Below are 25,918 nucleotides of genomic sequence, written 5' to 3'. Positions count from 1 at the left end.
CCCTAGCCCCCCAGCATCGCCAGGTTGCGGGTAGCGCCAGTGAAACCTTCGTGCAGCTGGTGGCCTGCAGTCTTATCCACAATCAACTCGCGGATATGAGCTGCCAGTGCCTCACTATCGCCATCGGCGATGATTTCGCGCATATCAAAGCCCTGGTCGGCGAACAGGCACAGATGCAGCTTGCCCTGGGCCGATACCCGCAGGCGGTTGCAGCTTGCACAGAAGTCCTTGCCGTAAGGGGTAATCAGGCCGATACGGCCAGCGTAATCCGGGTGGAAATACTCCCGCGCCGGACCGGCATCGCGGGTGCGGATAACTTGTTCCCAGCCTTCCCGCAGCAGCAGGGTTTCTATATCGCCACCGGAGACATGGTTGCTGGCGAAGAACTCGCAGTTATCGCCGGTGCGCATCAATTCAATAAAACGCAGGGTCACCGGAGTCTCGCGAATCCAGGCGAGGAAGTTATCCAGCTCGGCCAGGTTGTACTGACGCATCAGCACTGCATTGACCTTGGTATCGATACCCAAGGCCAGGGCGCGATCCAGGCCTGCTAAGGCTTTATCCAGGCGGTTGTGGCCGGTGATATGGTGGAATTGAGCCGGGTCGAGGCTGTCGATACTGACATTCACCTGATCCAAGCCCGCGCGGTGCCAGTCGTCTATCTGACTGGGCAGGCGGTAACCGTTGGTGGTGATGGCTAAGCGGCGAATCTTATCGCTAGCGCGCACGGCTTCGAGCAGCGGCACCAGGTCTTTGCGCAGGGAGGGCTCTCCGCCAGTGAGGCGTACCTTTTCCGTACCCAGTGAAGCGAAAGCGCGCACTAATGTGCCCACCTCAGCGACTGAGAGAGGATTTTCCCCTTCCAGGGAACGTCCGCAACCGATGCCCTCGGGCAGGCAGTAGTTGCAGCGGTAATTGCAGATGTCCGTCACGGACAGGCGCAGGTAGTAAAACCTACGGCCAAAATTGTCTTGTAACATTAAACGCCTTTCCAATGTCGGGAGGCCGCGCAGTTTCCCGCTAGACCCTGGTGGCCGGTACGGCCACGGTCCCGGCACCTTGCAACGTCAATAAAAAACGACGCGGTTTAGGTAGCGGGACTCGGTGTTTAAACTGATGTCAGTGTATCAAGCTGGTTAATTTATGCTTGGGGCAAAGGTGGTACTCCCTTGGTGCTCGAACTGATGCTCCTCTGGGAGACATCAAAACGTGGAGCTTCAGTCGATTAAAATTTATAAATTATAAAAACAGGTTCAAGGTGCGGGGAAAACCCCGGCCGAAGCCGGGGGCCTCGCTAAGGAGTTCTTTCAGCCGCTTAGAAATTAGCGGTTACCATGATCCAAAGCTTGTCGGTGTCAGTGCTGTACTCATCAGCACGATAAGTTGCGTACTTAACGAGTGCAGAAATGTCGTCGGTGATTTTGTGCCCGTAGCTCAGGTTCCACTCATCACCGTAACTAACGGAGCCCTCGGCCGCTTCAAAGTTGTGATAAGTCAAGCCCAGCTTGCCACCGGCCACTTTCATAGAACCGCCAACATACAGATCTTCGACACCGTCAGCGGGGGTTCCCAGGAATTTATCAGTGAAACCCTGGAACTTGTGCAAGGTTGCCAGCGGGGTTTTAAAACCAACGTCATTGTCGGAACCCAAAACTTCATAACCGAGTTTTGCCGCAACAGGACCCAGATCAGCGCCAAGTTCTGCCAGGTAATAATTAGCACTATAGTCATACTGGTTGTCACCAATATCTGACTGGTGCGCATAACTCAGGTTGGCTTTTACCGGACCAAATTTACCTTTGTAATCTACCCCATAAGTGCGACTTGCATTATCGGTGAAATCTTCCAGATCCAGATTGTAAACAAAAGCGCTGATTTTATGGTTTTCAGCTACTGGATAAATTGCGTGTAGCAGTTGGATATCGCCGCCCATATCGGAACCAGCACTGTCTTCACCGAAAATACGGTTAACGTTGTAGACGTAGCTATAATCCAACTGGAAGCTATCGGCACTGCCGTACTGATAACGAACACCATCGTAGGTCTGCTCGTTTTGTCTCCAGCCAACACCGCCGACAAATCGCTGCCCGTCCAGGTTAATGCGCTGGCGACCGGCGGTAATTATGGAATTTCCACCGCTGTAGCGAATGTAGGCCTGGTTAATTTCAGTTCCTTCCGGATCAGCCACTACCGGGTATTCGCCTTCACCATTAACGGTGGAGTTGTAGCTGTCATTGCCAACTGCCGTAACATCATCCATTTCCAGGAAGCTGGTAAAGCCACGGTAGCTGCCACTGCGCCAGTTGAGGCGAGTTCTTAAAGTGGATGCAACTGCTTCATCATCAATATCATCCTGATCAACAGTCTCTACGCGGTAACGCAAATTCAATCCGACTTCACCGGATTTCAACGCATCCACCAGAGTGGCATTTTCACTTTCCTGCGCAGCGGCCTGCAATGCAACAGTGCTGCATGCCCCCAACAGTAAGGCACCGAGAATTTTTGGGAATTTGGAAACGGTCATGACGCTTTTCCTTTGCAACAACGGAGTGAACAGTGACAAATTACAATTTTTCAGACTCGACTGAAACCATAGATTTTTTCCTGCTTAATTAATCTTTACTCCCTAGCCTTTACTCAGGCGTAATCCCTTATTGGTAGTGGGCACTACCTATCCGGCAAAGCCTCGGTTTCGCTGGTTTCCTCAAGCAGGAAATTATTTTGCTGTGCGTACTGTAAACGCTGCATATAATTTTCTCTTTGAATCGCCAAATACATAACCAACATACAAATAGCGAGCACACCGTAGAGCAGCATAAAGGCCGCACTGTGGATACCTACTAAGTCCTGAGCGATACCAAAAAGAACAGGCAGGGTAAAACCACCGAGGGCACCAATAGTGGCTACGGTACCGCCAACACTCCCCATATGCGCGGGGAAATTATCGTGCAGCGCTTTGTAAACAGACGCGCGGCCAAATCCCTGGGCGATACCGATAACCAGTAGCAGTAAAGTGAACAGCTCAATACCCACTTCAATATTTAAATGCACATCCCGTTCCACCCCGTGAATAGTCATACTGGTGGGCGGGTAACTGAGGAAGAAAAGACAGACCAGGCAAGTCCAGAAAACACTCCAATTGACGGTGCGCGCACCGTAGCGATCGGCAAACCAGCCCCCCAAAGCGCGCAGTGAACTGGAAAGGGCCACAAACAACAGGGTGAGTGCCATTGCAACCGGTGTACTGACTTGGTACACCGACAGATAGTAATTCGGCAACCACAATAAAAGCGCGAGAAAACTGCCAAAAACAAAGTAATAGTAGAGCCCATAACGCCAAACCCGGATTTGCGTTAGCGGCTTTAAATGGCTGCGCAGATCCGGTTTTCCCCGGCTGCGCATATAGCGGGTTTCCTCTGGTGCAAGAAATTCGAATAAAACCATCATCAGGATAATCCCGGCTCCATAAGCCGGCCCTATCCACTCGCGGCCAAACCAATTTTGAATGGCTGGAGCCAGTGCCAAGGTAATCGCAGCTCCGGCATTTCCTGCACCAAAAATGCCCATCGCAGTACCCTGTCGCCCTCTTTCGAACCACGGGCTGATATAGCGAATCCCCAAAACAAAAGACACCCCGGAAATACCCAGCCACAACCCCGCCAGCAAGTGAGCCCCGTAGCTATCGATAAAGGGCAACAAAAAGAGCACAGGCAGCAACAACAGCATCTGCAATAAAATCAGCTTTTTCGCAGAAAAATATTCCACCAGTAATCCCACCGGAAAACGCAACAGCGCCCCACTCAAAATCGGCGCAGCCAGTAGAACCCCGTATTCAGTTGCAGACAGATCCAGTTGCCCGCGAATCTCTACCCCCAATACCGCATAAAGCGTCCAAACAGAGAAGTTAGCGGCGAACATGGCCGAGGCAAATATCAGCGCGCGCCCGGCGAGTTGCTGTGTATATTGCACGGCAGGCATCTCCAAAATATTGGCTGTCGAAAATTAATTGCCACCCCGGTTATTCACCGCATTGAGCCCCCGCCCCAGAAAAGTGATCACAGAATTACAGCGGGGGCGAGAAATCTACAGAGGCAAGCTATTGGCAAGATGCACAAAAAATCGGCTAGCGACAATTACTCCCAAAAACCCTTTTTAATCATTATCAATTTCCACCAACTACCCCCACAGGGGTAGAAACGCACTAAAAACCGCCCCTACCCACTCCGAGCTACTAACCCCAAGGGGTTACTCCCTTCCATATACAAATCGATTTCCCTTCCACTTACCCCTTTTGCGCGCTTTCCCTCTGGCGCTGCTCAAATACTATCGGTCATGACCCTATCCACCTCTAAAAATTTCTGAGAAGCCGGAGAAAATAGTCATGAGTCAATCCAGCGGCCTCAATTTATTTAATTGGGGCGATCCCAAAATAAAGACGCTGCACGTTACTTGGTTTGCGTTTTTCCTGACTTTCGTGGTGTGGTTCTCCCACGCTCCGCTGATGGTCTTTATCAAGGAAGCGTTCGACCTCACCAGCCAGCAAGTAAAAGCCCTGTTAATCCTCAACGTGGCACTCACCATCCCCGCCCGTATCATTATCGGTATGCTGGTGGATAAATTGGGGCCGCGCCTGGTGTACAGCGGGCTGCTGATGACCTCATCTTTAATCTGTTTGGGCTTCGCCACCGCAGACAGTTATGAATCCCTGGCCCTGTTCCGCTTCCTGCTGGGATTTGTGGGTGCCGGCTTTGTAATTGGTATCCGCATGGTGGGTGAATGGTTCCCAGCCAAACAAGTCGGCCTGGCAGAAGGTGTTTACGGCGGCTGGGGGAATTTCGGTTCTGCTGCCGGTGCCATGACCCTACCCACCATCGCCCTGCTGTTCGGCGGTGAAGACGGCTGGCGCTATGCCCTGGGCCTCACCGGCATCATCGCCGGCCTGTACGGCATCATCTACTATCGCGTTGCCCGCAACACTCCTAAAGGTTCCACTTACTTCAAACCGAAAAAGAGCGGCGGCCTGGAAGTGACCAGTAAGAGGGATTTCTACTTCTACCTGCTGATGAATGTGCCTATGTACCTGGCACTGGCAGCGCTGGCTTACAAACTGTCTCCCAGCGGCGTAGCCCTGCTGAGCCAGAATGCCACCTACGTGATGTGGGGACTGCTGGTAGCACTGTTCGCCTTCCAGACCCGCATGATCTGGAATGTAAACAAAGACCACCTGCGCGAAGGTGTGCCCGAGCTGGAAAAATACAACTTCAAGCAGGTAGCCATCCTCGACCTGGCCTACTTCGTCACCTTCGGCTCAGAGCTGGCCGTGGTTTCTATGCTGCCCCTGTTCTTCCTGGAAACCTTTGAAGGATTGAGCCCGGTGAAGGCCGGCCTGCTCGCCTCTGGCTTCGCCTTTATGAACCTGGTGGCCCGCCCAACCGGTGGATACTTCTCTGACAAACTGGGACGCCGCCGCAGCCTGATGTTCCTGATCGGCGGCCTGGCAGTGGGTTACTTTGTACTGAGCCAGATCAACGGCGGCTGGTGGATTCCCGCTGCGGTAGTGGCCACCATGTGCTGCTCTTTCTTCGTGCAGGCCGGTGAGGGTGCCGTATTCGCCGTCGTACCCCTGGTGAAGCGTCGCATGACCGGGCAGATCGCCGGTATGGCAGGAGCCTACGGCAACGTGGGTGCGGTTACTTTCCTTACCGCCCTGTCTTATGTCAGCTACAGCCAGTTCTTCCTGATTATCTGCGGCGCAGCAGCGGTGATCTTCTTCGCCTGCCTGTTCCTGGAGGAGCCCAAAGGCAATATCGCCGAAGTGCTACCGGATGGCACAGTGCAGCTGATCAGCGTGGAGTGATTGGAAAGCAGTTATCCAGCAACAAACGCAAAGGAGGGCCAATGGCCCTTCTTTGTTTTTCGCCGTTGGTCTGAGGGGACGAAAAGAGATAGGAGAAAGCTGTGAGCGAAACCAATTCCGGGGTGCAAACAGAAACCAAGGCAAACCCCGAAGCCCAGACACCGCGATTGAGCCACGGCCTCTGCACCAGTGCCGGCATCAAACCGCAGAACGAAGACGCGACAATCTATCACTGGCCGGACAACCCGCACTTGCAGGAATACCTGGGCGCAGTCGCCGCACTGGCCGATGGAGTCAGCTCTGCCGAAGCCGGTGCCCAAGCCAGCCAAACCGCCACTGAGCAGTTTGTGCGGGACTATTACAAGGTGCCGGATACCTGGTCTGTGGCCCACGCCGGACAGAAAATTCTCGCCTCCATTAACAGCAAGCTATACCGCAAGAGCCACGACTTTCCCCAACAGGAAAAGGGCTTCCTCTGCACCTTCTCTGCCCTGATTTTTAAATCCCGCACTGCCCATTATTTCCATATCGGTGACAGCCGTATCTATCACCTACGCGGTGACAACCTTAAATGCCTCACCCGGGACCACAACATCACCCTGGCCCACCGCCAACAGATGCTATCCCGCGCGCTGGGAATGGATACCGGCCTGCAAGTGGATTACGGCCAGCTAAGCCTCGCTAAGGACGATGTGCTGCTGATTACCAGCGACGGTGTGCACGACTTTATCAAACAGGATTTGCTGCGCGAGCTGCTGGCAGATACCCAACTGAGCGAACAGGAAACAGCGGAAACCCTGGTGCGTCTCGCCGAGGAAAACGGCAGTGACGATAACCTTTCCGCACTAGTGGTAAAGGTAAAAGCATTGCCACAAACCACCCTGGACGATTACAGCCGCCAGCTTACCCGCCTGCCCTTCCCGCCGGAATTGGAACCGGGCATGGTACTAGACGGTTACCAGGTGGAACGGGAGCTATTCTCCTCCCAGCGCAGCCAGCTGTACCTGGTGCGCGACAGTGCCACCGGGGAAATCCTGGTAATGAAAACTCCCTCGATAAATTACGAGGACGATATCCACTATATCGACCGCTTTATTCAGGAAGAGTGGATAGGCCTGCGTATTCGCAGCCCCCAGGTAGTGCGCCTGCACCGGCAGACCCGCCCGCGCACCGCGCTCTATTACCTGATGGAGTATGTGCAGGGCAGCACCCTGGAGCAGTGGATCACCCACAACCGCTTTCCCAAACCGGCGGAAGCGTTTCGTATTCTTAAGGAGATTGCCACCGGACTACAGGCCTTCCACGATCAGGAAACCATTCACCAGGATTTGCGCCCAGCCAATATCATGATCGACAGCGACAAGCGGGTAAAAATTATCGATTTCGGCTCAGTTTATGTAGCCGGCAGTGCCGAGATTTTCCGTCCCCTGGAGCACCCGGAAGCGCTGGGCACCGCCAGCTACTCCGACCCTCACTATATCCTCGGGCACAACAGCGGTATTCGCGGCGATATCTATGCCCTCGCCACTATTGCCTACGAAATGTTTACCGGCGAACTGCCCTACGGCGAGGAAATTGAAAACTGCCGCTCCCACGCCGACTTCGAACGCCTGCGCTACCGCACCGCCAACCAGTTTAATCCCGTAGTCCCCATCTGGTTCGACCGCGCCCTGGAGCGCGGATGCAGTATCGACCTGGAACAGCGCTATTCCACGCTTACAGAGTTTATGCGCGACCTGGCCAATCCCAACCCGGATTACCTAAGGGAAGATCCTACTGAGAAAGGGGATGCCTCTTTGTTTTGGAAGATTCTTTGTGGGATTTGGGTGGCTACTTTGTTGGCGGTGGCAGCGTTGTTTTCGTCTAGTGGTTAATATCAATAGCATTTGGCACCCATGTACCAATTGAAATTATCTTAATCCGAAGCTATACAAAATTACTCTGCCTAATAAGTAGCTTGGACTAAGCTCGCCCATCATGCATTCTTTATTGTTATTTTGGTTACAATCAAAATTTCACTATTTCTTACGCAGCCATCATTGATGGTTCAAGGAACCCTTCGCATACCAACTAGAGTAATTTCTTATTAGTTCTGACTAGGATGCTGCATTGTATTTTTTTCTGGTTAGAATAGCTTCCCGTTCTTGAGGTAGGTAAAAGGTGATATGATGCGATTTTTTTGAACATGCTGTCGAGGCCAATGTAGCCAAAGCTATTTCGAGAATATCAATAAGATCCATTTTTTGAGCGCAACATGTTTAGGCTCATAAATTGGCTGGCAAATGGAGTACTATTTCCTTTAACGCCGATGCTTGCGGTCTGGTTTTTTAAAGGTTTAGAAACCGGAAGCTATAAGTTTTCAAATTTATCTGCAACTGACTTGGCTTTTGCAACTGCAATGATTTGTGTAGTGAGCATTGTCAGAATCAAAAACCTAGGTAATGATCCATATTTGCAAGAAAGTATGTCTAATATATTTTCTGTAGGCCTTGTGGGATGCTTGATTCTTTTTACTGCTGCTTTGTTATACCAAGTTCAGGCAGAAACGCTACTTGAACAATACTACAATTTGGCATCAGAGAGCATTAAGAATGGGAATGACGTAAAAGCGGCCGTAAATGGCATTGTGCCTACTGAACATGATAAGAAAATTGATACTTTTAGAGTAGTTAATGCAGTCTTTGCCTGCATTACGGTTATTGCTGCTCTCTTTTGCAACTTTAAATATGACTTGGATCGGCCATAACCATGAAGAGAAATAGATTTGAGATTATAGCAATGGCCGGCATGATTGCTGGCGCAGCGAGTATGGTTTACTTACTTGTTGAAAGACTTGACTCCTTTAATGGACATTACTCTATCCTGATCACTGCGACTATAAGCTCTTTAGTTGCTTTCTATGTTTCATTTATAATGAGGTCTTTAAGCAAAAACCCCACTCCCCTAAGGGCTTTTTTAATTGGCCAACCACGAGCAGGAAAAACTGTTTATTTATCAGTTCTCTTTGACGAACTTCAGAGACATTCATCCTCTAGTATAGATTTCCAACAATATGGTACTGAGACTGTAGAAAGGGTTAACTCTAACTTACAAACCTTGAATAAAGGTAGCTGGGTTCCACAAACTAGCTTAAATACAGCATTTTATTATAGAGCAAGGGCAAGTGTAGGTTCAGGGATATTTAGAAGTAAATATACTCTAGAAGTTGGCGACTATGCCGGTGAACATATAGAGGAATTTGATTCATCTTCAGAAATGTGGCTCCATAAAACGGACTACTTTAAATATGCGATTGCAAGTGATTCATTGTTATTTTGCATAGATGGCGAAGATTTGGTCGAAAAAAATATAGAAAAAATTGAAGACTCTCAGACTATGTTATTGGCAGCATTTCAAATGCTTTTGTCTGAAAAAACTTCCCATGCAGGAAAAAAATTAAATATACCGATTTGTTTAATTGTATTAAAAAGCGACCTATTTGAAAGTGATGAACAAATAGATTCACTGCTAGAAGAATATTATTATCGACTAAGAGAGCTAATGAAAAGTAAGGCGCAAGAATTTAAAGAGTTCTACGTATCTTCTGTCGGTAAGACAATTGATGGGAAACCACCATCAAAGATTAAGCCAAAACACGTTGTGGATCCATTTATTTGGTTATTAAAACATTCAAGACTCTAACCTAAGCACGTAAGAATAAAGGTCTGTCGAGTGTGACAGTGAATTTCTTCGCAGACATAAGACAGCAGCCATACCAGACATATTACGTTTTGAGAAGGATTTATAAATGAGAGTCAATCTAGATTATATGGCCGAACTTTTAGTAGTTTTCTTGGAAGCAGACAGTGCACACGTGGATCTCAATAACTTTAAAAAATCAGATGTAGCAATTGAAAGTGGGAGCGGCTTTTCAGAGAATTTCATTTTCCACATACAGATTGCTTTAGATAATCAATTAATTGGAACTCGAAAAGGAGTAGCCAACACCTTGAAAGATATCGGTATATCATTTTCTACTAATGGTACAGCTATATCTTGGATAGTTCCTTTACGATTAACCCAGACTGGACATGATTTTGCAGCTACATTAGCAAATAAAGAAGTACTAGAAAGACTAAAAACAGAATTCAAAGATGCACCATTTAAATCATTATTTGATGGCGGCCAAAAGCTCCTTCAGCATATTCTGAAGAAAAAGCTCGATACAATTATTGGGGAACAAAAATAGATATAAGAATAAAAAATGTAAAATCCCATAATTCCTAAATGAGAGTTATATTGCCATGAAAATCGAAGAAAAAATTGTCTATAGATATTTTAAGTCACAAGGCTTCTTGCATATAGACTATGAACCTGATGGCAATATACCTCCTGATTTTTTATTAAATAACACGATAGCAGTTGAAGTAAGGAGGTTAAATCAACATTATGATAATGGAAAGTCTATCAAACCCTTAGAAGATATAGAATACAAACTAGTACCTCAGCTCAACACTCTACTTAAAACATTCAAGGGCGCTGAACATAAATCTTCAGCATTTATATCTATCTCATACTCGAGGCCCGTCGGAAATATAAAGGATAAAATAAAAGAAATAGAGAGAGTACTGATTTCACATCTGAGAATAATTGATCAAACAAAGGTGTATAAAATATCTGATCAAGTTAGGATACGAATATCCCCTACACCAACTATATTTGATAGTCCATATAACTTAGGGTCAATAAATGACATGGATCAAGGGGGCTTTGTCTTATCTGAAATCAAAAAAACATTCAGTATATATACCAAGAAAAATCGAAAAAAATCGCTCCGTATAAAGATAAATATGATGAATGGTGGCTTGTTTTAGTTGACTACATTAGCTATGGATTGAGTGCCGACGAAGCAAAGCACCTAAACCAGATTGAATCAAATTGGGATAAAGTTATATTAGTATCTCCAGTTATGCATGAGTGTGGAATAGAAATCTAAACAAGAGCAGCGCCACCCTGACAGCTAAGCGCGCTAATGCATAGCTCGAGTTTAGATCTTCAATAGGTCACAACTAGATTCTCAACAGTTCCCATTCCCCAGCACCCGCCCCTTTTGGTCTCGTATATATATTTCCTCACGGTGAACAGGTAGCGATTTCGGAGCACGTATTCCTATCTTTACCTGATTACCCTTAACTTCCAAGACAGTAACTGAAACATTGGCTCCAATTCTTAAGTTTTCACCTGTCCGGCGTTTTAAGATCAACATAATTATTTCCTACTGATACTCAAATCATGGGTAAACCTTCTCTAATGGAAGGCTGAGAAAGTAACGTTGTGAGGAAATACGAGGTGGTGCGCGGGAACGATAGGCATAGAAGAAGAAAAGGCAGGCAATACGCTCCCAGAGCTTGGGGAATCGCTCCAAGCCGCTGAATGTACTCCACTTTATTGAAGACGAGCGGGTTTCTAGCGTATGATCCATATAGCCATTTTGATACTTAGGTTATCAATTTGGTCAGCTGGCCCCTGGTGTTGCTGCACCTTGGGTCAGCGCCTTTTACTGTCTCTTACGTCACGCTACCGTTCTCCTTTGAGAAGATGGTTCTTTAGAAAACTCTTAGATGTCTTGATTCTCTCAAATCCCTTTGGTCTTTGGCCATCTGCCTACAAAAGGCCAACCAATTCCGGCCAAAATACCAATAAATATCTGTCGATTTTACGCAGATTTGACACTGAAACAAACTGAATAAAATCCAATAAGATCATTTTTGTGCCTATATTTTTGTACTTTTACACAAGGAAATGTTAGTGCTCCACAAGAATGACAGATTGAATTATTACCTCTTACTGATTCTCAAATTAGAATTTGATCACAATAGAATATCTGTATGGCTACTAGAAGCGTAGGTATTACCTTCGATTAGCTCTAAAAACCTTAACTTGGTTCGATAGTACGAACTTAGGTATGTAGCCATGGAAAAATTTACATAAACTTATCCATTCCTATCTGATATACGGAAAATTTCCTGGAAATAGAGATAGCTCTGCTCCTTCAGGTAGACTATCTAGACATGGCGTAAATTTTGATTTCATGGCAAGACTTATTGCTTTAACGCTTTTAAATAGATGAGTTAATAGAAGTATTAAGCAAAAAATAGATAAATCAAAAAAAAATGAAAAAATGATATTCAATAGTAGAGTAAAAGCAGGATAAATGTTTTCCATTACGAAAACCATTGCTTACAAAACTGATAAACTAGCTCTAACAAGTGCTTCTAGTTCGGTTCAGGGCTGAAGCAGGCGATAGCACCAAAAGGAGTTATAGGGTGAATATTCACTATGGACTAAGAGAAGCACATGAAAGGTATGAGCAATTACGCTCCATTGCCAGAGAAGTAACTCAAGAGAGCTTACCTGATTTATATCAAGATCATGCAAATATAAGGCTATTAGGAATTGATTCTGAAGCCATTACTGCTTCAGAAGCCTGGTGCGATATGGCATGCTCTAGGCCAAGGGCAGAATGGAGTTGGCAAGAGGCCTCTGCCGAATATCGTAAGCGCTACCCCAAAAGGTTTGAGCTTTCAATATGGTATCAAGGAAATCTCTGCGGCCTATCTTATGGGCGACCTTCCTTCGGAAAGAGCAGAATGCGTATTGAGCTTATTGAAGGTGCACCAAGATCTGGAAACCCATTAGGTCCAAGGCGCGTTGTTCCAATAACGATTATGAATGCTACTGCTTATGCAGGAATTTTAGGCGCTAAAGAGCTACGTATCATGAGGCCAGCTCAACCATTAATTGGCTACTACGAAAGTCTTGATTTTACTTATGTTCCATCCACAGGAGCACAGCATTTTCCTGATTACTTATATAAAGTTATTAGGTAGAAAAATGGATAAAAAAGGAGATAAAAAAATGACCGAAGAAGAAAAGATTATTCGAGAAAAGGCTCGCCAAGCTCTAAAGAAGAATAAAACACCTTCGTATAGCTCTGAAGATGAAGGTGGGATTATGGCAGGACCTGAATCAAATAAAGATTTTAAGAAGGATATTGAAAACGATGAGTAACATTGAAAAAGAAGCAAAAGAGAAGGCAAAAAAAGCCTTAGTTCTAAATAAAGTAAAGGCGAATGCAATTGCTTTGCCTAAAAGCGCTAACAAAGCCACTAAATCAACTCAAAAACTGCATGTGTAATTAATGATATTTAATGAATAATGAGAGGAATTATGCACACAATAATTTATGTGATGCGTCACATTGATATTGGTGGTCATATAGAAATTCCATATAAAAAGGTTGGAATTACTGGCGATGGAAATGCCACATTAAATTCTAGAATTCAGCAAATCAGTAGCACTAAATCTCCGATAAAAGCTCAGTGCGTAGCTGCATGGAAACATCAGGATGCAAAAGCAGTTGAAACAGCATTACACAATTTATTAGAGGATAGTCATATTGAAGGTGAGTGGTTTCTAGACAAAGATGATACTCTCGTTGAAAGGATGCAGCCTCTTATGAAACTCATTGGTGCTAATGAGTTATCTATAGAGGAAAGTAATGACGAGTACACACGTGGTATCCTCAGAAGAGAATGTGAGGAAAGAGAAAAAACAGATCATATTCTTTTAGGGGAAATAGCTAATCTTCTCCGACAGCCACTTAGATCGAGCTCAAGGAAAGCTGGTCCCACTTTCTTTAGCGATATCAAACAATTAACATATTATGTTAATGCTAGAAAATCCGGAAAACATCACCTTTCAATAGGAAGAAGCAGAGATATCTTTGAAGAGATACGGGGTTTCCTTGAGTCAAGAGGTTACGATGTTGAACAAAATAATAAGGGCAATGCGAAGCTGTCAGGTGTATCTAAAAATGTTATTGCGGAGATAATTAATAATATCGAAGCGGAATTTGAACTTGAACCAGCCTAGCCGCGTCTTAGAGAGCGTGGCAGGCTAGCTCAGTATTTTTATACATCCATATACTTTTCTCCCCAATGTGATTCTAGACATCCATGAGATATGGACTGGGAGCCAGAATTGAATACATATCAAATCAAATGGGATGTCAGTTTGATTTGTGGATTAAGTTTGTGGGCTTTATTTTAGATTTATATCAAAACATGGCACAAAGAACCCGTAAGACCAAACTCTTTAAGAGAAGGTGTAATAGTTTATTATGAAAGCCAAGGATTTTCAGCACCTGAGATCTATCACGGGAAAAGAGTTGGAATGAAAAAATTATGAGCGACTACAAGTTTTCACAAAAAGAGAAAGACAGAATCAATGAGATTCGTTCAAAAATGAAGAAACATGCTGAAGAAGTAAAAAAGAAATCAAAAGGCACAACAATAGAAGAACTATCAGGAAAACAAACAAACCCAACTGAAATCGACCGCATGAGAGACCGGAAAAATGACGACTAAAGATAAACAACTAAGCAAAGTAGATATTAGAAATTTTGTTGAAAAAAACAAATCTAAAATACTGAAGGAAGCTAAAGAGATTGAAACGGCTATAAAGTCAAATAAATTGAAGGATCAGCAGAAACTATAACTTTTATATATAGTAGCCCTGAATAACACAAGGTAGTAATCTTGGATATACATAGATTTAGAGCTCAAAAAAACCTATTGTTAATTTATACATAACTACCTAGCAAGTACATAAATCAAAAGATATTAAATGCCATTTAGCTATAAAGATCTTACCTATATTAGAGCTTCTATTCAGGCCTATGAAGGCATTCTAAACCAAACAACTGAAGGAGAGTGTGAAGAAGAGTTCTCAGAAATACAAGATGATATTATATATTTGGGACGCTTGTTGGCTCTAGTAAATCGAGAAATTGAAGAGGCTGAGTCTTCGGGACCATCTCTAAACAAAGTAAGCTCAACGGATTGAGGAAGCTGAAGTTTGGCACGAAAAAAAATGAGCTCCATTTCAGAAAATGCTTGAATTCTTCACTATGAATACAAACTGTAAAACGAAGTCGATAAACAATAGGCACAACCAATAAGGGGAGATCACATACAACCCCGACTTGTACAGATATTAAATACCCATAGATCCTCAAGCCAATAGGATTTATTGGTAATGATGAACCTCAGGTCAATAAAAATTCTACTACTATAATTGCTGATGCCATGAAGAAGATAGTGATCTTATTTTTAATGATGTTAAGTTTGTATACGTTAGGCTTCTTTACTCAAGCCTTAGCTTACTCTCAACTGGGTATTAATCTTAACAAGTATCTATATGCTCCATGGATCAAACATTTAGAAATGGACAACCCTATAAAAGTAACTTATAACAAAAGCGTAGAGTTCTGGTGTTCTCGTGTAGAAGGGTGCAGTTATCAGAACCCTAATCTTTGATTGGCCACAGCAATCGAATCAATTTATTAATTAGATGTTATTAGTAAGTAGGAATATCCCCCAATGAAATGGAGCAAGCTTAAATCTCTAGTTGAAGAAAAATTTTCTCCATCCCTGGATGGCCGTATCTCTATCAATAGTACCAGTTATGGAAACTGTTCGTGTGGACATGCCTGGTTGACTCTTGATAAAGAAGTCATAGCAAATTTCTGTACAAGGGCTTTTTGGAATAGAGCGAGTGGTGATTACTATCGAAAGGATAATCGCTGGGTTACTGATTCCGAAGTGCCTGAGCATGTAAGTGAAAAGCAGAAAATATCCTATGGTGAGATGGAATATGGAGAGTTATCTCGGCAAGATGCCTATCAAGCCTGCTGGGAATTCGTTCATACCCTCAAAATTGATGAAGCTCTAAACTCCGAGAACCCATTGATTCAGTCCCTAGCCACACTGGATAAGCGTTTAGGTAAGCGCAGACTCAAGGAGATTGATACAGCAAGTTTACATCCATTAGCAAAGAAATTATTGAGCATAAGATTGGAGTCTGAAGGTATTAAAGCCCCAGCAATCACAAAACAAACCTCTTCAACGCAACACCCGTAGATTATTTAATTATCTAAGCATCCAGCAAGCCATCAAGATAATATTACAAGGTTTAGATAGCAGGGATGTTTTCTCCAACACTTAACACCAGGCATATCCGGTACGATAGTCCGCCTTACAGAAAGGTAGCTCCAAATATAGATAACGCGCTCTGATTTAACGTAAAAATTTGGGCGAAGATTATCTATCACACCCCATTTTTTATTTCTTATACTCGGTGTAATGCTTTGTTATTTCTTGCTTTAGCAGCATCAAGGTTCAATGGCTAACAAGTGTATACCTACTATTCACCGTACTAACTTTCTGATTCTTAATGATTTATGCCGGTGATTGATAAATATCAAAAATAGAATATGTGAAGTAGCTCCGTTTTTAGAGCGATATTATCAGCCTAAAATACACTATAACAAACTCAGCAGTACAGGATCTCTGTTTTCACTTCCTTGACCCTAATTGGCTATTGTCATCTAATCAAATCGTTCTCGATAAGGGAATTCCACAATAATAACAACTGGGAAGTTAGGTATGACAAAGACATTTTCACAGCACGCTGTAGACAAGATTAATTCTATTATGAATGATCACAGCAATCATGTTGGTAGCCAGCTTAAAATAGGTAACCCCACAAAATATAAAAATCATATTTCTAGCGATTGTATAACATTGGCAATTTGGGTTCTTAAATATAGTTTTGAGAAGCTTGGAAAGCTTAATTCCAGCAAGCGAGTGGGTGGACTTGGAGAAAAAGGTACCGAGTTAGCAAAATACTTGATTAATACTCATAACTGGAAAGGAGTATATTATAATCCTGATATTAACCACCCAAGCGATGGTCTGGGTGAACATATTGCAAGCTACTACAATCAGGTAAAGAAAAACTGTACCTATAGTGTCGGTCGTGTGCCGATCAGCAATACTGTTATAAACTATAAGCCGAGCAAAAATAAAGTGACTACCTATTTGGATTTAACCAAGAAACAAGACGCAGATTACAACACGTTTGCAAATATTCCATTTGGACTGGGAATGTCAAGTGGCGGTAGGCATGTATGGCTTTATTCAAAAGAGTTTGTGTACGAATCACACTGGGAAAAAGAAGCTGGCGATGGATTATATACTAAAACACAATTAAAAATGTTTCCCTGGCTCTCAGGAATTATTGTTGTACCGCCAGACACGCACAACCTTTTAACTATTACTTCTACCAACTGTAAGTAATTATATTTATGCTAAAACCTATAAAAATCCTACTACTATTTTTAATGACATTGTCATCCTTCACCTGTGCTAGCACGGAAACGGATGATGTTAAACTGGACAAGGCTCAAGTTGATGTTGTTTTACGAGAGTGGAACAAAAAAGGATTCGGCGATAAGATTGAAACAACTACATTAACGATAATAACAGCTCCAGATTACAAGGGTGATATCGTTATTTTACGTGAAAATGAGCCAAAACGTGGTTTCACTGCGGAAGTTTACAAACCAAAGCCAAATGCACTGAACCCTGAGCTATGGGAATTTGTATCTGGTGATATTGAAAAATCCATAGTGAAACAACCTAATGGCAAATTCCATTTATCCGAGATGGTTGATAAAGGGGTAAGAATAGAAGTTATCGACCTAAGTGATGAAAATAAATAGCTATGTAATTTAGAGTAGCAACCCAGAGCCACATAGATTTGTCATTTGCATTACTACTTCTATAGAATCTGGATAGCTACTCTATTCATCAGAGCAAGACTATATTTATCCAGCTTAAAATAAGCTCTATTAAAAACCCCAGCATGCTTCTACGGATATAGTGTTAATAATTCCTATAAATATATCAGCCAATCAGCCAATCAGCCAATCAGCCAATCAGCCAATCAGCCAATCAGCCAATCAGCCAATCAGCCAATCAGCCAATCAGCACCTTATTGGCAGGACTATATTGTTACTTCAAAAAATCAGAAATGAACCGCATTAATAAGTAGAGACCATTTCCTATATTCATAGCTTTTCGCTTACCTGTTAGCCGTTTAGATTAACAACACAACTCTTATTATATTTTATAGAATCTATGTATTAACAGTACCAGAACTTAATTCTGAGACTGAATTAAATGGAACTTTGTATAAATATACCTATAGATATTCCGGTAATATCTTAATCGTTATTCATTTATTATACGGCCCTTTTTCCAGTGCATTCTTCTTTTTTGCCTTGTTATGAGTTTCACCTTTAGTCATTTTCTATAACTAATTATGTAGATGCTGACTAACCATTCAGGCACGGTTTTCAACGCTCAGGCTTCAATTGTGCCCAATTCTTGTGCGTTACTTAGAAAAAGTAAAATTTTTAAACTTTTAACCTCTTTTTTATCCCCCCTAATATCATTTTTTTACGTCTTCAATCTAGTTGGGCCCCAAGGAAGGCAGTTTTGGCCTTGAAAAAAAATAATAGTGAGCATAAGAGAGAGAAACTCAGTATGATGATGCGCCTTCGTAAACAAAAAAATTTGATTGCTCAAGCAATCCCCGCCGCAAACCCAAACGACTATTCAACCCCCTGGTACAGTGTGGCAATTGCCTGTTTGGTAATAAATACTGCATCTGTGGCAGCATTTGCCCAGGAGGGGCAAGGGGACAAGCCCAGTAACTATTCTGGTTCGGCTATTGAGGAAGTTACGGTTACAGCACAGAAAATTGAGGAAAGCATTCAGGATGTGCCTATTGCAGTCTCCGCGCTATCTGGGGATAACATGGATGCTTTAAAGATCGAAGGGGGCAATGAACTGTTGCGAGCCGTTCCCAATGTTAACTTCTCCAAAACAAACTTTAGCTCATACAATTTCTCTATTCGAGGAGTGGGAACTCAGTCAATTTCTGCCAGTAGTGATCCTGCCGTTGCGGTAAGCTTTAATAATGCTTCTTTAATCAGGAATCGTCTGTTTGAGCAGGAATTTTTTGATGTACAGCGGGTAGAAGTTCTGCGTGGCCCTCAGGGCACATTATATGGCCGTAACGCCACCGCTGGTGTGGTTAATATGTTACCAATCATGCCGGAAGATGAATTCGCCTCAGAGATTGAGGTTGAAGTGGGCAATTATAATAGTAAGCGTACCAAGGGTATGTTGAATATACCGCTGGGTGAAACCATGGCTTTCCGCTTTTCTGGAGCCATGACTAAGCGGGATGGCTTTGATTACAATACTTATACCAAGAATGATGTTAACGACCGGGATCTCTACTCCACGCGTGCCATTTTTGAATGGACTCCCAGTGATAAGTTTAATGCTAATTTGATTTGGCAACACTTTGATGAAGATGACAAGCGATCCCGCACTGGTAAGCAACTTTGTACTACTGACCCCGGTGATGACATGGTCGGGAACACAGAGACAACAAGTCTATCAAAAGGTATGACAAGTCAGGGCTGTTTGCCTGGTTCACTATACAGCGCAGATGCTTTTGATGCACCCAACGGAACGGGGCTCGCCTATATACTTTCAGCAGCGGGGCTGATTGACCCATACCTTTTTGGAGGTAGTTATACAGACTGGAAAGATCCCTACAGCGGTGTAGAGCAGTCGCGAGATTTACGTGAAATATCTACTAGTTTTGACCCAGTATTTCGTGCAGAAAATGACTTGGTACAGCTGAATTTTGAATGGGCTTTATCTGATACCCTCACCTTTTACTCCCAGTCTACCTATGCTAAGGATGATTACTATTCTTCACAGGATTATAATCGGTTTACCACTGGCGCGGTCTTTAATGACCTAGCAGAAGTGAGTGATCAGTGGTCATTGGGCCCTACCCCTGGCGGCATTTATACTGACCCACAACTTGGTCCTTCTGATGGTATTTTGGGAGTTGATATCAGCCGTTCCGATAATGAACAGTGGAGCCAGGAGTTCCGCTTACAAACGGCTTTTGATGGGCCCTGGAATTTTTCCTTCGGTGCAAATTATCTGAATTTTGAAACCAAGGATGATTATTTTGTCTTTAATAATATGTTCACAATGATTACTGAATATATATATAGTCGGGGAACAGATGAGGATGGCAATAATATTCCGATCAATTGCATTGACCCCACCACAGATTTAGTTGGGTCAGACTGCATATATATCGACCCTAATTCCCTAGAAAATATTGATGAAATGGGACACAACTACTTCCTCAGCCGTAACTTAGTAGATACCCGTTCCTGGGCTGTATTTGGGGAGGCATATTGGCAAATCACGGACGATGTAAAACTCACCACAGGCCTGCGGTATACTGATGACGAAAAAACTACTACCCCTGTATCCAGCCAGTTATTACTTGGTACGTATCATGAAGACGGTATTACTGTTCCAGGCAATAGCTCAGGTGGCTATACGCATATGGGATATCCTGAAGGGGAGAAGTTTTCTCAAAGCTGGAAGGAATATACCGGACGTGCGGTGCTGGACTGGCGAACAGATACCCCCTTTACCGATGATACAATGTTCTATGTTTCTTTTGCTCACGGTTATAAAGGAGGCGGCTCCAACCCACCACGGGCGGAGATTGACCCTGCGCGGGTTCAATATCAGCCATTAGACAACACTTTTGAGCCGGAATTTGTAAATTCCTTAGAATTCGGCACCAAGAATGTTTTGCTGGATGGCCGCCTAAACTTAAACGCAACTGCCTTCTATTACGACTATACCGACTATCAGGTTTCCCAGATTGTTGACCGTATCGCATTAAACGAAAACTTTGATGCAGAAAGTATGGGATTGGAATTGGAACTCGCCTGGCAGATGACGGATAATACCAGGGTCAATATGAATGTGGGTTACCTGAGGACCCGCGTTGCGGAAGGGGAGGAATCCATAGATGTCATGGATCGTACCCAGGGGAATGAAGATTGGACCGTTCTGCGGCCCTCCTTGCAGGTACCTTCCAACTGTATTGCCCCAGTCGAGTATGTTGAAGCTGCTATTGCTTTGGAGCCTATGTTTTTCATGACACCCTTATGGGCATTATGTGCAGGCTCAAAGCAGTGGGGCTCATACTCTGATGCGATTGAAGCTCCCCTAAGATACGATCAAATTTTAGCTCTTTTCGGTTACGATCTGCCCCAATATAACCCCCTAACAGATGCCCCAAATGGCGGGCGTGGTTTTTCTGCTGATCTAAGTGGCAATGAACTACCGAACTCCCCTAATTTAACGTTTAATTTGGCAGTGGAGCACGTTATTCCCCTAGCAGATTGGGAATTAGCTTTACGCGCCGATTACTATCGACAGTCTGAAAGTTATGCACGGATTTATAATACCGAGTATGACCGCTTAAAAGCCTGGGATAACTTCAATGCGTCAGCGACCCTAACCCATCCTACTTCACAATTGCAAATGCAGTTGTATGTGAAGAATATCTTTGATGATGCGCCAATCACAGGCGCCTTTACCAATAGTGATGATTCCGGCCTTACTACCAATGTATTTACCCTGGATCCGCGTATTATAGGCTTTAGTCTAAATAAGCGTTTCTGATTTTTATATTTCCAGTAAGACACTAATAGTTCTATAGTGTCTTACTGGTGTTTCAGACTGGCTATGTTTAAAAATACCTCCACTTCTAATCTTCTTTTCACTCATATAAATCATCGATCAATCGTATAGGGGCGGTTGATGATTGTTTGCTAGGGCTAGCCACACACCTCCCAATTGTACTTTATTTTGGGAATGCCCTAGTTTCCCTATATTGTCTTCTTATTAAGACCTAAAGTAACTTTGAGCCGAAATGCAAGTTTATACAATCTATAGACAAATAGTTTGGTAAAAACTATATATCTGTACATTTGGTAAATTATTAACGTGCCGAGTTAATGAAGCGAACGGGTCAACTAATGGCAGGCATATTAAAAAAAGAGGATGAGAATTTTTTTTGCAGATAATGATTGATATTTAGAAACAGACATCTTGGTTTTTTTATGAATATACAGATGTGGCAAAGTAGAGTAGCCAGTACTTTCTGACTACTCTACTTTAGCTATCAGACTTTTAAAGGCTACTTATGGCACGAAAGATACCTGGGGATTTGTGGAGATAGTTCCGGTTATTTTGCAATCGCGAACAAAACCAACATTTGGGACAACTGCGGCATTAAAAGTAATTTCTCCTGTAGATTGGTTAAAATCACCGGTTAGATCACCAATACAGTGGCCGTCTCCCAACACATAAAAATCTGTATCTTTTAGGGTAACAGTATTATCTGCATTACCTACTATTGTGTAGGGCAAATTATTAAACATAACTAATCCACAAACGGCACTGCCACGAGGTGTAATTGATAAACTTCCCAAGGAAGCATCACCTGTTGCATCAATAATAATGCTACCGGACAGGTTACAAGATAAGGGCAAACTTGCAGTTACGTTAAAAGACCCAATGTTCGCCAGGCCACTTGTGCCCTGAGGTGACCAGATATCAGCACCGGCGCCAGTGCTGGCAACAATCAGAGTGAGTGCAATGATTATTCTTTTCATGTTCATAACTTCCTATTCATTTTTGTTAATTTGAATAAAGGGATAAATACATAAAATGTCTATCGTATACTGACGAAATAATACAACTACATTAATTTTTACTGAGCGAGTAAAGAATTAATGGCCGTAAAGCGATATATCGGTATCATAAAAATGATACCCTCCCCCCAATTGAATGAAATACCGCCCACTAATCAAAAAGGGAGTATATATCTCCATATGTGGCATTTAGTGCCATTTTTATTGGTGGACTTAAACATCGAAGGAGAAAATATTTTATGGAGAGAAGTATTGTTTCAAAGTGTGCTACCTTAAATATTGCCTTTAGCATTGGCTGGGCCCTCTTTAATTAAATACACTAGCTGTGCCAATTGAACATGAGGGGATTAGGCCTTGGCTAATCTGTACTATTTAATAACATTTATCTTGTTATTTTTTCCTGCGTGGAAATGTCTCGCGTAGAGCAGCCGTTCACTTCTGGCTGCTCTACGTAAGATATCAGGCTTTTTAAGACTGCTTAGGGCACAAAAGATGCCTGGGGATTAGTCGATATAGTGCCGCTTATTTCGCAGTTAGCACCAAAACCAACACTCGGAAGTTGGGCTGAATTGAAAGTAAGTTCTCCGGTAGCTTGGTTAAAATCACCGGTAATATCACCAAAACAATTACCAGTAATGGCACTAACGCTTACGTCATGCAAGGTGACTGTATCTCCTACATTACCTACCAATGTATACGGCAAATTGGTAAAAGTAACGTTGCTACAAAGGAAACCACTCAGAGACAGGCTGCCCACCGAGGAATTACCTGCCGCATCTACAGTGGTACTGCCGGATAGACCACAATTAAGGGTTATACCTTTTTTTACAGCTATATTACCGACATTGGCTAGGCCAATGGTACCTTGTGGAGACCAGGTGTCAGCGGCTGCGCCGGTGCTAACAATTGCCAGGGCGAGCGCGGTAAGGATCTTTTTCATGTTCATTATTTCCTATTTTTAGTAATTAGAATAGGTAGAAGCATGAATACGCTGGGTATTCATCCCTTACGGGTAATGCATCTACATTAATCATCGCTGGAGAAGCAAAAAACTGGGCCCACTTAAACTGCAGTAATATTCAACTTCCAAGTCCTCTTATCTCCACTCCTATAAGACGCTTTTCTTCGTCAGTTCGGAGGGATACAAATTTTGATAAACATGGCATTTGATGCCAGTTTTAGTTATATTTTTTTTGCTAGGATAAATATTGGGAGTGCTTATTAATTTTATGCATTTATAAATTACTTAATGATTTTCATTTATTCGCGCATATATTTATTTATAATAAGTAAGCCACAATCTGAGGGCGTAAAATTCTTTATCTTTGTCTGCTTATCCTTAATTTCTTGTTACTAAATTTGAATACTTTTTAAATATTGAGCTTTCAGTATTCGAAGGTTTTAAGATAAATCTATTTAGCTCCTATCGACGTTCGAAAATCAGATAGACCTCAGGCGATAAAGTGGCATAGAAAGTAGCGTTTTTAGGGAAAGCAGAGTGCTACGGGGAGGGGCAAGCGTAGAATAGGAGAAAGAGGGAGTTTAGCGTATAACTCATAGATCCAAATTGATGTTCAAATGATCAATTTGGTTTTGTACTTCTAAAAGTTGTTCAGCTCGTTCTAGGGTTTAGCCTTCTTTTTTTGCCAACGGATTATCTCCTCACCAAAATCTATCTCTAAATCTTATTACGCCAGTATCCAGGGATATTGAGTGCGTTGGCTTTATTTTGCAGCTTGGGTAGTTCTGCTATTTGAGGGCCCTGTCAGTAATAAACCGCTCTTTATTTATCATATTATGGAATATGTCGCTGTGCCTTGCACTCAGTGCAGTATTGGGAGTTAGAAGAAATAAAGATAAGCATGGGTCGAACATGTGATTGAGGATAACGGTATTTATGGTTACCCTCTTTGCAGTTTGGAAAGAGAAGGCGGTATCGCTCCGCCCTACCTGATGCTGATAGCCGTCGGCTTTAGCAGAAGCGAAGCGGAATCAAACGCTGCATTTCTAAAAATATTTAAACGCAACTGCACTATTTAAACTTATGGTCTAGAACGGGATAAAGCAGTTATAAACTCACCCCTCCTCCTGCACTTCACCATAAACATGATAAATCTCTGGCACCTGGCCGCGGTCGTCCATCCGCATTCCCAGATCTCTAATTAGGCCGTCGCGAATATCGTAGATCCAGCCGTGCAGGCTGAGGCGTTGGCCTCGGTCCCAGGCATGCTGGACTATTTTGGTCATGGCCAGGTTTTGTACCTGCGCCATCACATTTAATTCACAAAGGCGCGCTGAGCGGGATTCTTTATCGAGGGATTCCAGCTCTTGCCGGTGGCGGGCGTAGACATCCTTGATATGGCGCAACCAGTTATCCACCAGGCCACATTCGCTGTGGCCCATGGCGGCCTGTACACCGCCACAACCGTAATGGCCACACACCACCACGTGTTCCACCTTGAGTACTTCTACGGCGTATTGCAGCACCGAGAGGCAATTAAAGTCTGTGTGTACCACCACGTTGGCGATATTGCGGTGAACGAACAGCTCCCCCGGTGCCATGCCCACAATCTCGTTGGCGGGCACGCGGGAATCGGAGCAGCCGATCCATAAATACTTGGGTACTTGCAGGCGGCTCAGGCGTTGGAAAAACTCCGGGTCCTGTGCCGTCCTATCCTCTGCCCAGGCGCGATTGCGCGCGAACAATTGGCGAATCTCTGCCACCTCAGTGGGCCTCCCCCGATAAGTCCAGACCGGATATTTGCGCGGCCTGCACCATTTTTTGCAGGTAGTCGCTGGTCATTTGGCGGCGGCGTTTTTCGGTCAGGTATTCCTCGATACGCTCTGAGACATATTCGTATTCCAGTGGGCGGCCCGGCTCGCATTGCTCCACATAAATCAGGTGCACACCGTAGGGAGTCTCCACGGGTTCCGCTACCAAACCGGTGCCTTGCTCGAACACTGCACGCTCGAAGGAGGCGACGGTATCACCGCGCCCCACTTGGCCGAGGCTGCCACCGGCTTCGGAGGAGGAGCAGGCTGAGTGGGATTGGGCCAAACGAGCGAAAGATTGAAGCGGATTGGAGTCGGCGCGAATCTGTTCCAGCATATTCTCGGCAGCGGTGCGAGCCTTGGCGCAGGCCTCGGAGTCATCCGGTGCAGCCGGGATCAGGATATGGCGTACTTCTGCGAGGGGATCGGAGCGGAACTTATACGGGTGGGCTTCGAAGTACGCGCGGCACTCGGCGTCGGTTGCCGGGTTCACCTGTAGCTCGCCTTTTAATAGATCTGAGACTGCGCGATCGAAAGCCTCACTGTGCAAGTCTTCGTCGGCAGCGCAGAGACCCTGCCCTGCGGCTCGATCCCGTAACAGCCAGCCGATAACCAGAGCGCGTGCGGCGCAGTAGATCGCCTGACGCGGAGAATCGGCAGGCTGGTACTGCATCTCTTGGTAGATCAGGTCGGCGGGGATTTCAGTTCCGTTAACGGCCACTACCTCGGCCATCTCAAATTCGCCGCCGGCAGCATCAGTGGCCAGTAATGTATTCATGACTCAA

Annotated in this window: 26 protein-coding genes and 1 riboswitch; of the genes, 18 read left to right on the top strand and 8 right to left on the bottom strand. The window is 44.2% G+C overall.

Annotation, left to right across the window (positions count from 1 at the left end):
- Positions 1–2: 2 nt before the first annotated feature.
- The 3 genes from moaA to ACJJI4_RS21470 all read right to left on the bottom strand — a co-directional run bounded on the left by moaA (position 3) and on the right by ACJJI4_RS21470 (position 3,978).
- A complete protein-coding gene (moaA, locus tag ACJJI4_RS21480; protein ID WP_444926416.1) occupies positions 3–980 on the bottom strand; it encodes a GTP 3',8-cyclase MoaA in 978 nt (325 codons plus the stop codon).
- Positions 969–1,119: riboswitch (molybdenum cofactor riboswitch) on the bottom strand. Its footprint overlaps the gene before it by 12 nt.
- 196 nt (positions 1,120–1,315) lie before the next feature.
- On the bottom strand, positions 1,316–2,524 hold the full coding sequence (locus ACJJI4_RS21475; RefSeq protein WP_444926415.1) for an alginate export family protein: 1,209 nt from the start codon (positions 2,522–2,524) through the stop codon (positions 1,316–1,318).
- Positions 2,525–2,667: 143 nt separating this feature from the next.
- On the bottom strand, positions 2,668–3,978 hold the full coding sequence (locus tag ACJJI4_RS21470) for an MFS transporter (RefSeq protein WP_444926414.1): 1,311 nt from the start codon (positions 3,976–3,978) through the stop codon (positions 2,668–2,670).
- A 403-nt stretch (positions 3,979–4,381) separates the two neighbouring features.
- Between ACJJI4_RS21470 and ACJJI4_RS21465 the strand changes: the two genes are divergently transcribed.
- From ACJJI4_RS21465 to ACJJI4_RS21440, 6 genes are all read left to right on the top strand, one after another.
- Positions 4,382–5,857 (top strand): NarK family nitrate/nitrite MFS transporter, encoded by a 1,476-nt coding sequence (locus ACJJI4_RS21465; RefSeq protein WP_444926413.1) that lies wholly within the window; start codon positions 4,382–4,384, stop codon positions 5,855–5,857.
- A 101-nt stretch (positions 5,858–5,958) separates the two neighbouring features.
- Positions 5,959–7,731 (top strand): bifunctional protein-serine/threonine kinase/phosphatase, encoded by a 1,773-nt coding sequence (locus ACJJI4_RS21460; protein ID WP_444926412.1) that lies wholly within the window; start codon positions 5,959–5,961, stop codon positions 7,729–7,731.
- A gap of 380 nt (positions 7,732–8,111) precedes the next feature.
- Positions 8,112–8,603 (top strand): hypothetical protein, encoded by a 492-nt coding sequence (locus ACJJI4_RS21455; RefSeq protein ID WP_444926411.1) that lies wholly within the window; start codon positions 8,112–8,114, stop codon positions 8,601–8,603.
- A 2-nt stretch (positions 8,604–8,605) separates the two neighbouring features.
- Complete coding sequence (locus tag ACJJI4_RS21450) at positions 8,606–9,538, top strand: TRAFAC clade GTPase domain-containing protein (protein WP_444926410.1); 933 nt, start codon at positions 8,606–8,608, stop codon at positions 9,536–9,538.
- Positions 9,539–9,644: 106 nt separating this feature from the next.
- Entirely contained in the window at positions 9,645–10,085 is a 441-nt protein-coding gene (locus tag ACJJI4_RS21445) for a DUF2513 domain-containing protein (RefSeq protein WP_444926409.1), read from the top strand.
- 55 nt (positions 10,086–10,140) lie between these two features.
- The gene (locus ACJJI4_RS21440) at positions 10,141–10,710 is read left to right on the top strand and encodes a hypothetical protein (protein WP_444926408.1); all 570 of its coding nucleotides are present in this window, start codon (positions 10,141–10,143) and stop codon (positions 10,708–10,710) included.
- A gap of 203 nt (positions 10,711–10,913) precedes the next feature.
- Here the strand turns inward: ACJJI4_RS21440 and csrA are convergent, their stop codons facing one another.
- A complete protein-coding gene (csrA, locus tag ACJJI4_RS21435) occupies positions 10,914–11,102 on the bottom strand; it encodes a carbon storage regulator CsrA (protein WP_444926407.1) in 189 nt (62 codons plus the stop codon).
- Between the two features lie 1,060 nt (positions 11,103–12,162).
- On the opposite strand from csrA, the gene ACJJI4_RS21430 reads away from it, so the two are divergent.
- The 11 genes from ACJJI4_RS21430 (at position 12,163) to ACJJI4_RS21380 (ending at position 21,327) form a co-directional block, all read left to right on the top strand.
- The gene (locus ACJJI4_RS21430) at positions 12,163–12,726 is read left to right on the top strand and encodes a hypothetical protein (protein WP_444926406.1); all 564 of its coding nucleotides are present in this window, start codon (positions 12,163–12,165) and stop codon (positions 12,724–12,726) included.
- A gap of 4 nt (positions 12,727–12,730) precedes the next feature.
- Positions 12,731–12,907, top strand: a complete 177-nt coding sequence (locus tag ACJJI4_RS21425; RefSeq protein ID WP_444926405.1) for a hypothetical protein — start codon at positions 12,731–12,733, stop codon at positions 12,905–12,907.
- The gene (locus ACJJI4_RS21420) at positions 12,900–13,034 is read left to right on the top strand and encodes a hypothetical protein (RefSeq protein ID WP_444926404.1); all 135 of its coding nucleotides are present in this window, start codon (positions 12,900–12,902) and stop codon (positions 13,032–13,034) included. The genes ACJJI4_RS21425 and ACJJI4_RS21420 overlap by 8 nt, the downstream gene beginning before the upstream one ends.
- A 32-nt stretch (positions 13,035–13,066) precedes the next feature.
- Positions 13,067–13,771 (top strand): GIY-YIG nuclease family protein, encoded by a 705-nt coding sequence (locus tag ACJJI4_RS21415; protein WP_444926403.1) that lies wholly within the window; start codon positions 13,067–13,069, stop codon positions 13,769–13,771.
- A 311-nt stretch (positions 13,772–14,082) separates the two neighbouring features.
- The gene (locus ACJJI4_RS21410) at positions 14,083–14,265 is read left to right on the top strand and encodes a hypothetical protein (protein ID WP_444926402.1); all 183 of its coding nucleotides are present in this window, start codon (positions 14,083–14,085) and stop codon (positions 14,263–14,265) included.
- Positions 14,255–14,395, top strand: coding sequence for a hypothetical protein (locus tag ACJJI4_RS21405; protein WP_444926401.1), 141 nt, complete (start codon positions 14,255–14,257; stop codon positions 14,393–14,395). The genes ACJJI4_RS21410 and ACJJI4_RS21405 overlap by 11 nt, the downstream gene beginning before the upstream one ends.
- 129 nt (positions 14,396–14,524) lie before the next feature.
- Positions 14,525–14,743: a hypothetical protein gene (locus ACJJI4_RS21400; RefSeq protein ID WP_413664006.1), complete on the top strand. Its 219-nt coding sequence runs from the start codon at positions 14,525–14,527 to the stop codon at positions 14,741–14,743.
- Positions 14,744–15,279: 536 nt separating this feature from the next.
- Positions 15,280–15,819 (top strand): SF0329 family protein, encoded by a 540-nt coding sequence (locus ACJJI4_RS21395; protein ID WP_444926400.1) that lies wholly within the window; start codon positions 15,280–15,282, stop codon positions 15,817–15,819.
- A gap of 525 nt (positions 15,820–16,344) precedes the next feature.
- Complete coding sequence (locus tag ACJJI4_RS21390; RefSeq protein ID WP_444926399.1) at positions 16,345–17,037, top strand: hypothetical protein; 693 nt, start codon at positions 16,345–16,347, stop codon at positions 17,035–17,037.
- A gap of 8 nt (positions 17,038–17,045) precedes the next feature.
- Positions 17,046–17,462, top strand: coding sequence for a hypothetical protein (locus ACJJI4_RS21385; RefSeq protein ID WP_444926398.1), 417 nt, complete (start codon positions 17,046–17,048; stop codon positions 17,460–17,462).
- Positions 17,463–18,240: 778 nt separating this feature from the next.
- Positions 18,241–21,327, top strand: a complete 3,087-nt coding sequence (locus ACJJI4_RS21380) for a TonB-dependent receptor (RefSeq protein ID WP_444926397.1) — start codon at positions 18,241–18,243, stop codon at positions 21,325–21,327.
- A 521-nt stretch (positions 21,328–21,848) separates the two neighbouring features.
- Here the strand turns inward: ACJJI4_RS21380 and ACJJI4_RS21375 are convergent.
- Together ACJJI4_RS21375 and ACJJI4_RS21370 are read right to left on the bottom strand one after the other, a co-directional pair.
- The gene (locus ACJJI4_RS21375) at positions 21,849–22,322 is read right to left on the bottom strand and encodes a PraA/PraB family alkane oxidation protein activator (protein WP_444926396.1); all 474 of its coding nucleotides are present in this window, start codon (positions 22,320–22,322) and stop codon (positions 21,849–21,851) included.
- A gap of 517 nt (positions 22,323–22,839) precedes the next feature.
- Complete coding sequence (locus ACJJI4_RS21370) at positions 22,840–23,301, bottom strand: PraA/PraB family alkane oxidation protein activator (RefSeq protein WP_444926395.1); 462 nt, start codon at positions 23,299–23,301, stop codon at positions 22,840–22,842.
- Positions 23,302–24,236: 935 nt separating this feature from the next.
- Between ACJJI4_RS21370 and ACJJI4_RS21365 the strand changes: the two genes are divergently transcribed.
- Positions 24,237–24,401: a hypothetical protein gene (locus ACJJI4_RS21365; protein ID WP_444926394.1), complete on the top strand. Its 165-nt coding sequence runs from the start codon at positions 24,237–24,239 to the stop codon at positions 24,399–24,401.
- A gap of 36 nt (positions 24,402–24,437) precedes the next feature.
- Here the strand turns inward: ACJJI4_RS21365 and can are convergent, their stop codons facing one another.
- Complete coding sequence (can, locus tag ACJJI4_RS21360; RefSeq protein WP_282930420.1) at positions 24,438–25,085, bottom strand: carbonate dehydratase; 648 nt, start codon at positions 25,083–25,085, stop codon at positions 24,438–24,440.
- 1 nt (position 25,086) lies between these two features.
- The gene (locus ACJJI4_RS21355) at positions 25,087–25,911 is read right to left on the bottom strand and encodes a peptidylprolyl isomerase (protein WP_282930421.1); all 825 of its coding nucleotides are present in this window, start codon (positions 25,909–25,911) and stop codon (positions 25,087–25,089) included.
- Positions 25,912–25,918 lie beyond the last annotated feature (7 nt).

This window comes from Microbulbifer maximicatervae (SeqCode) (genome assembly GCF_052467305.1).
Note: the sequence above shows the minus strand (reverse complement) of the source record. Positions and strands in the feature narration are given on the sequence as shown.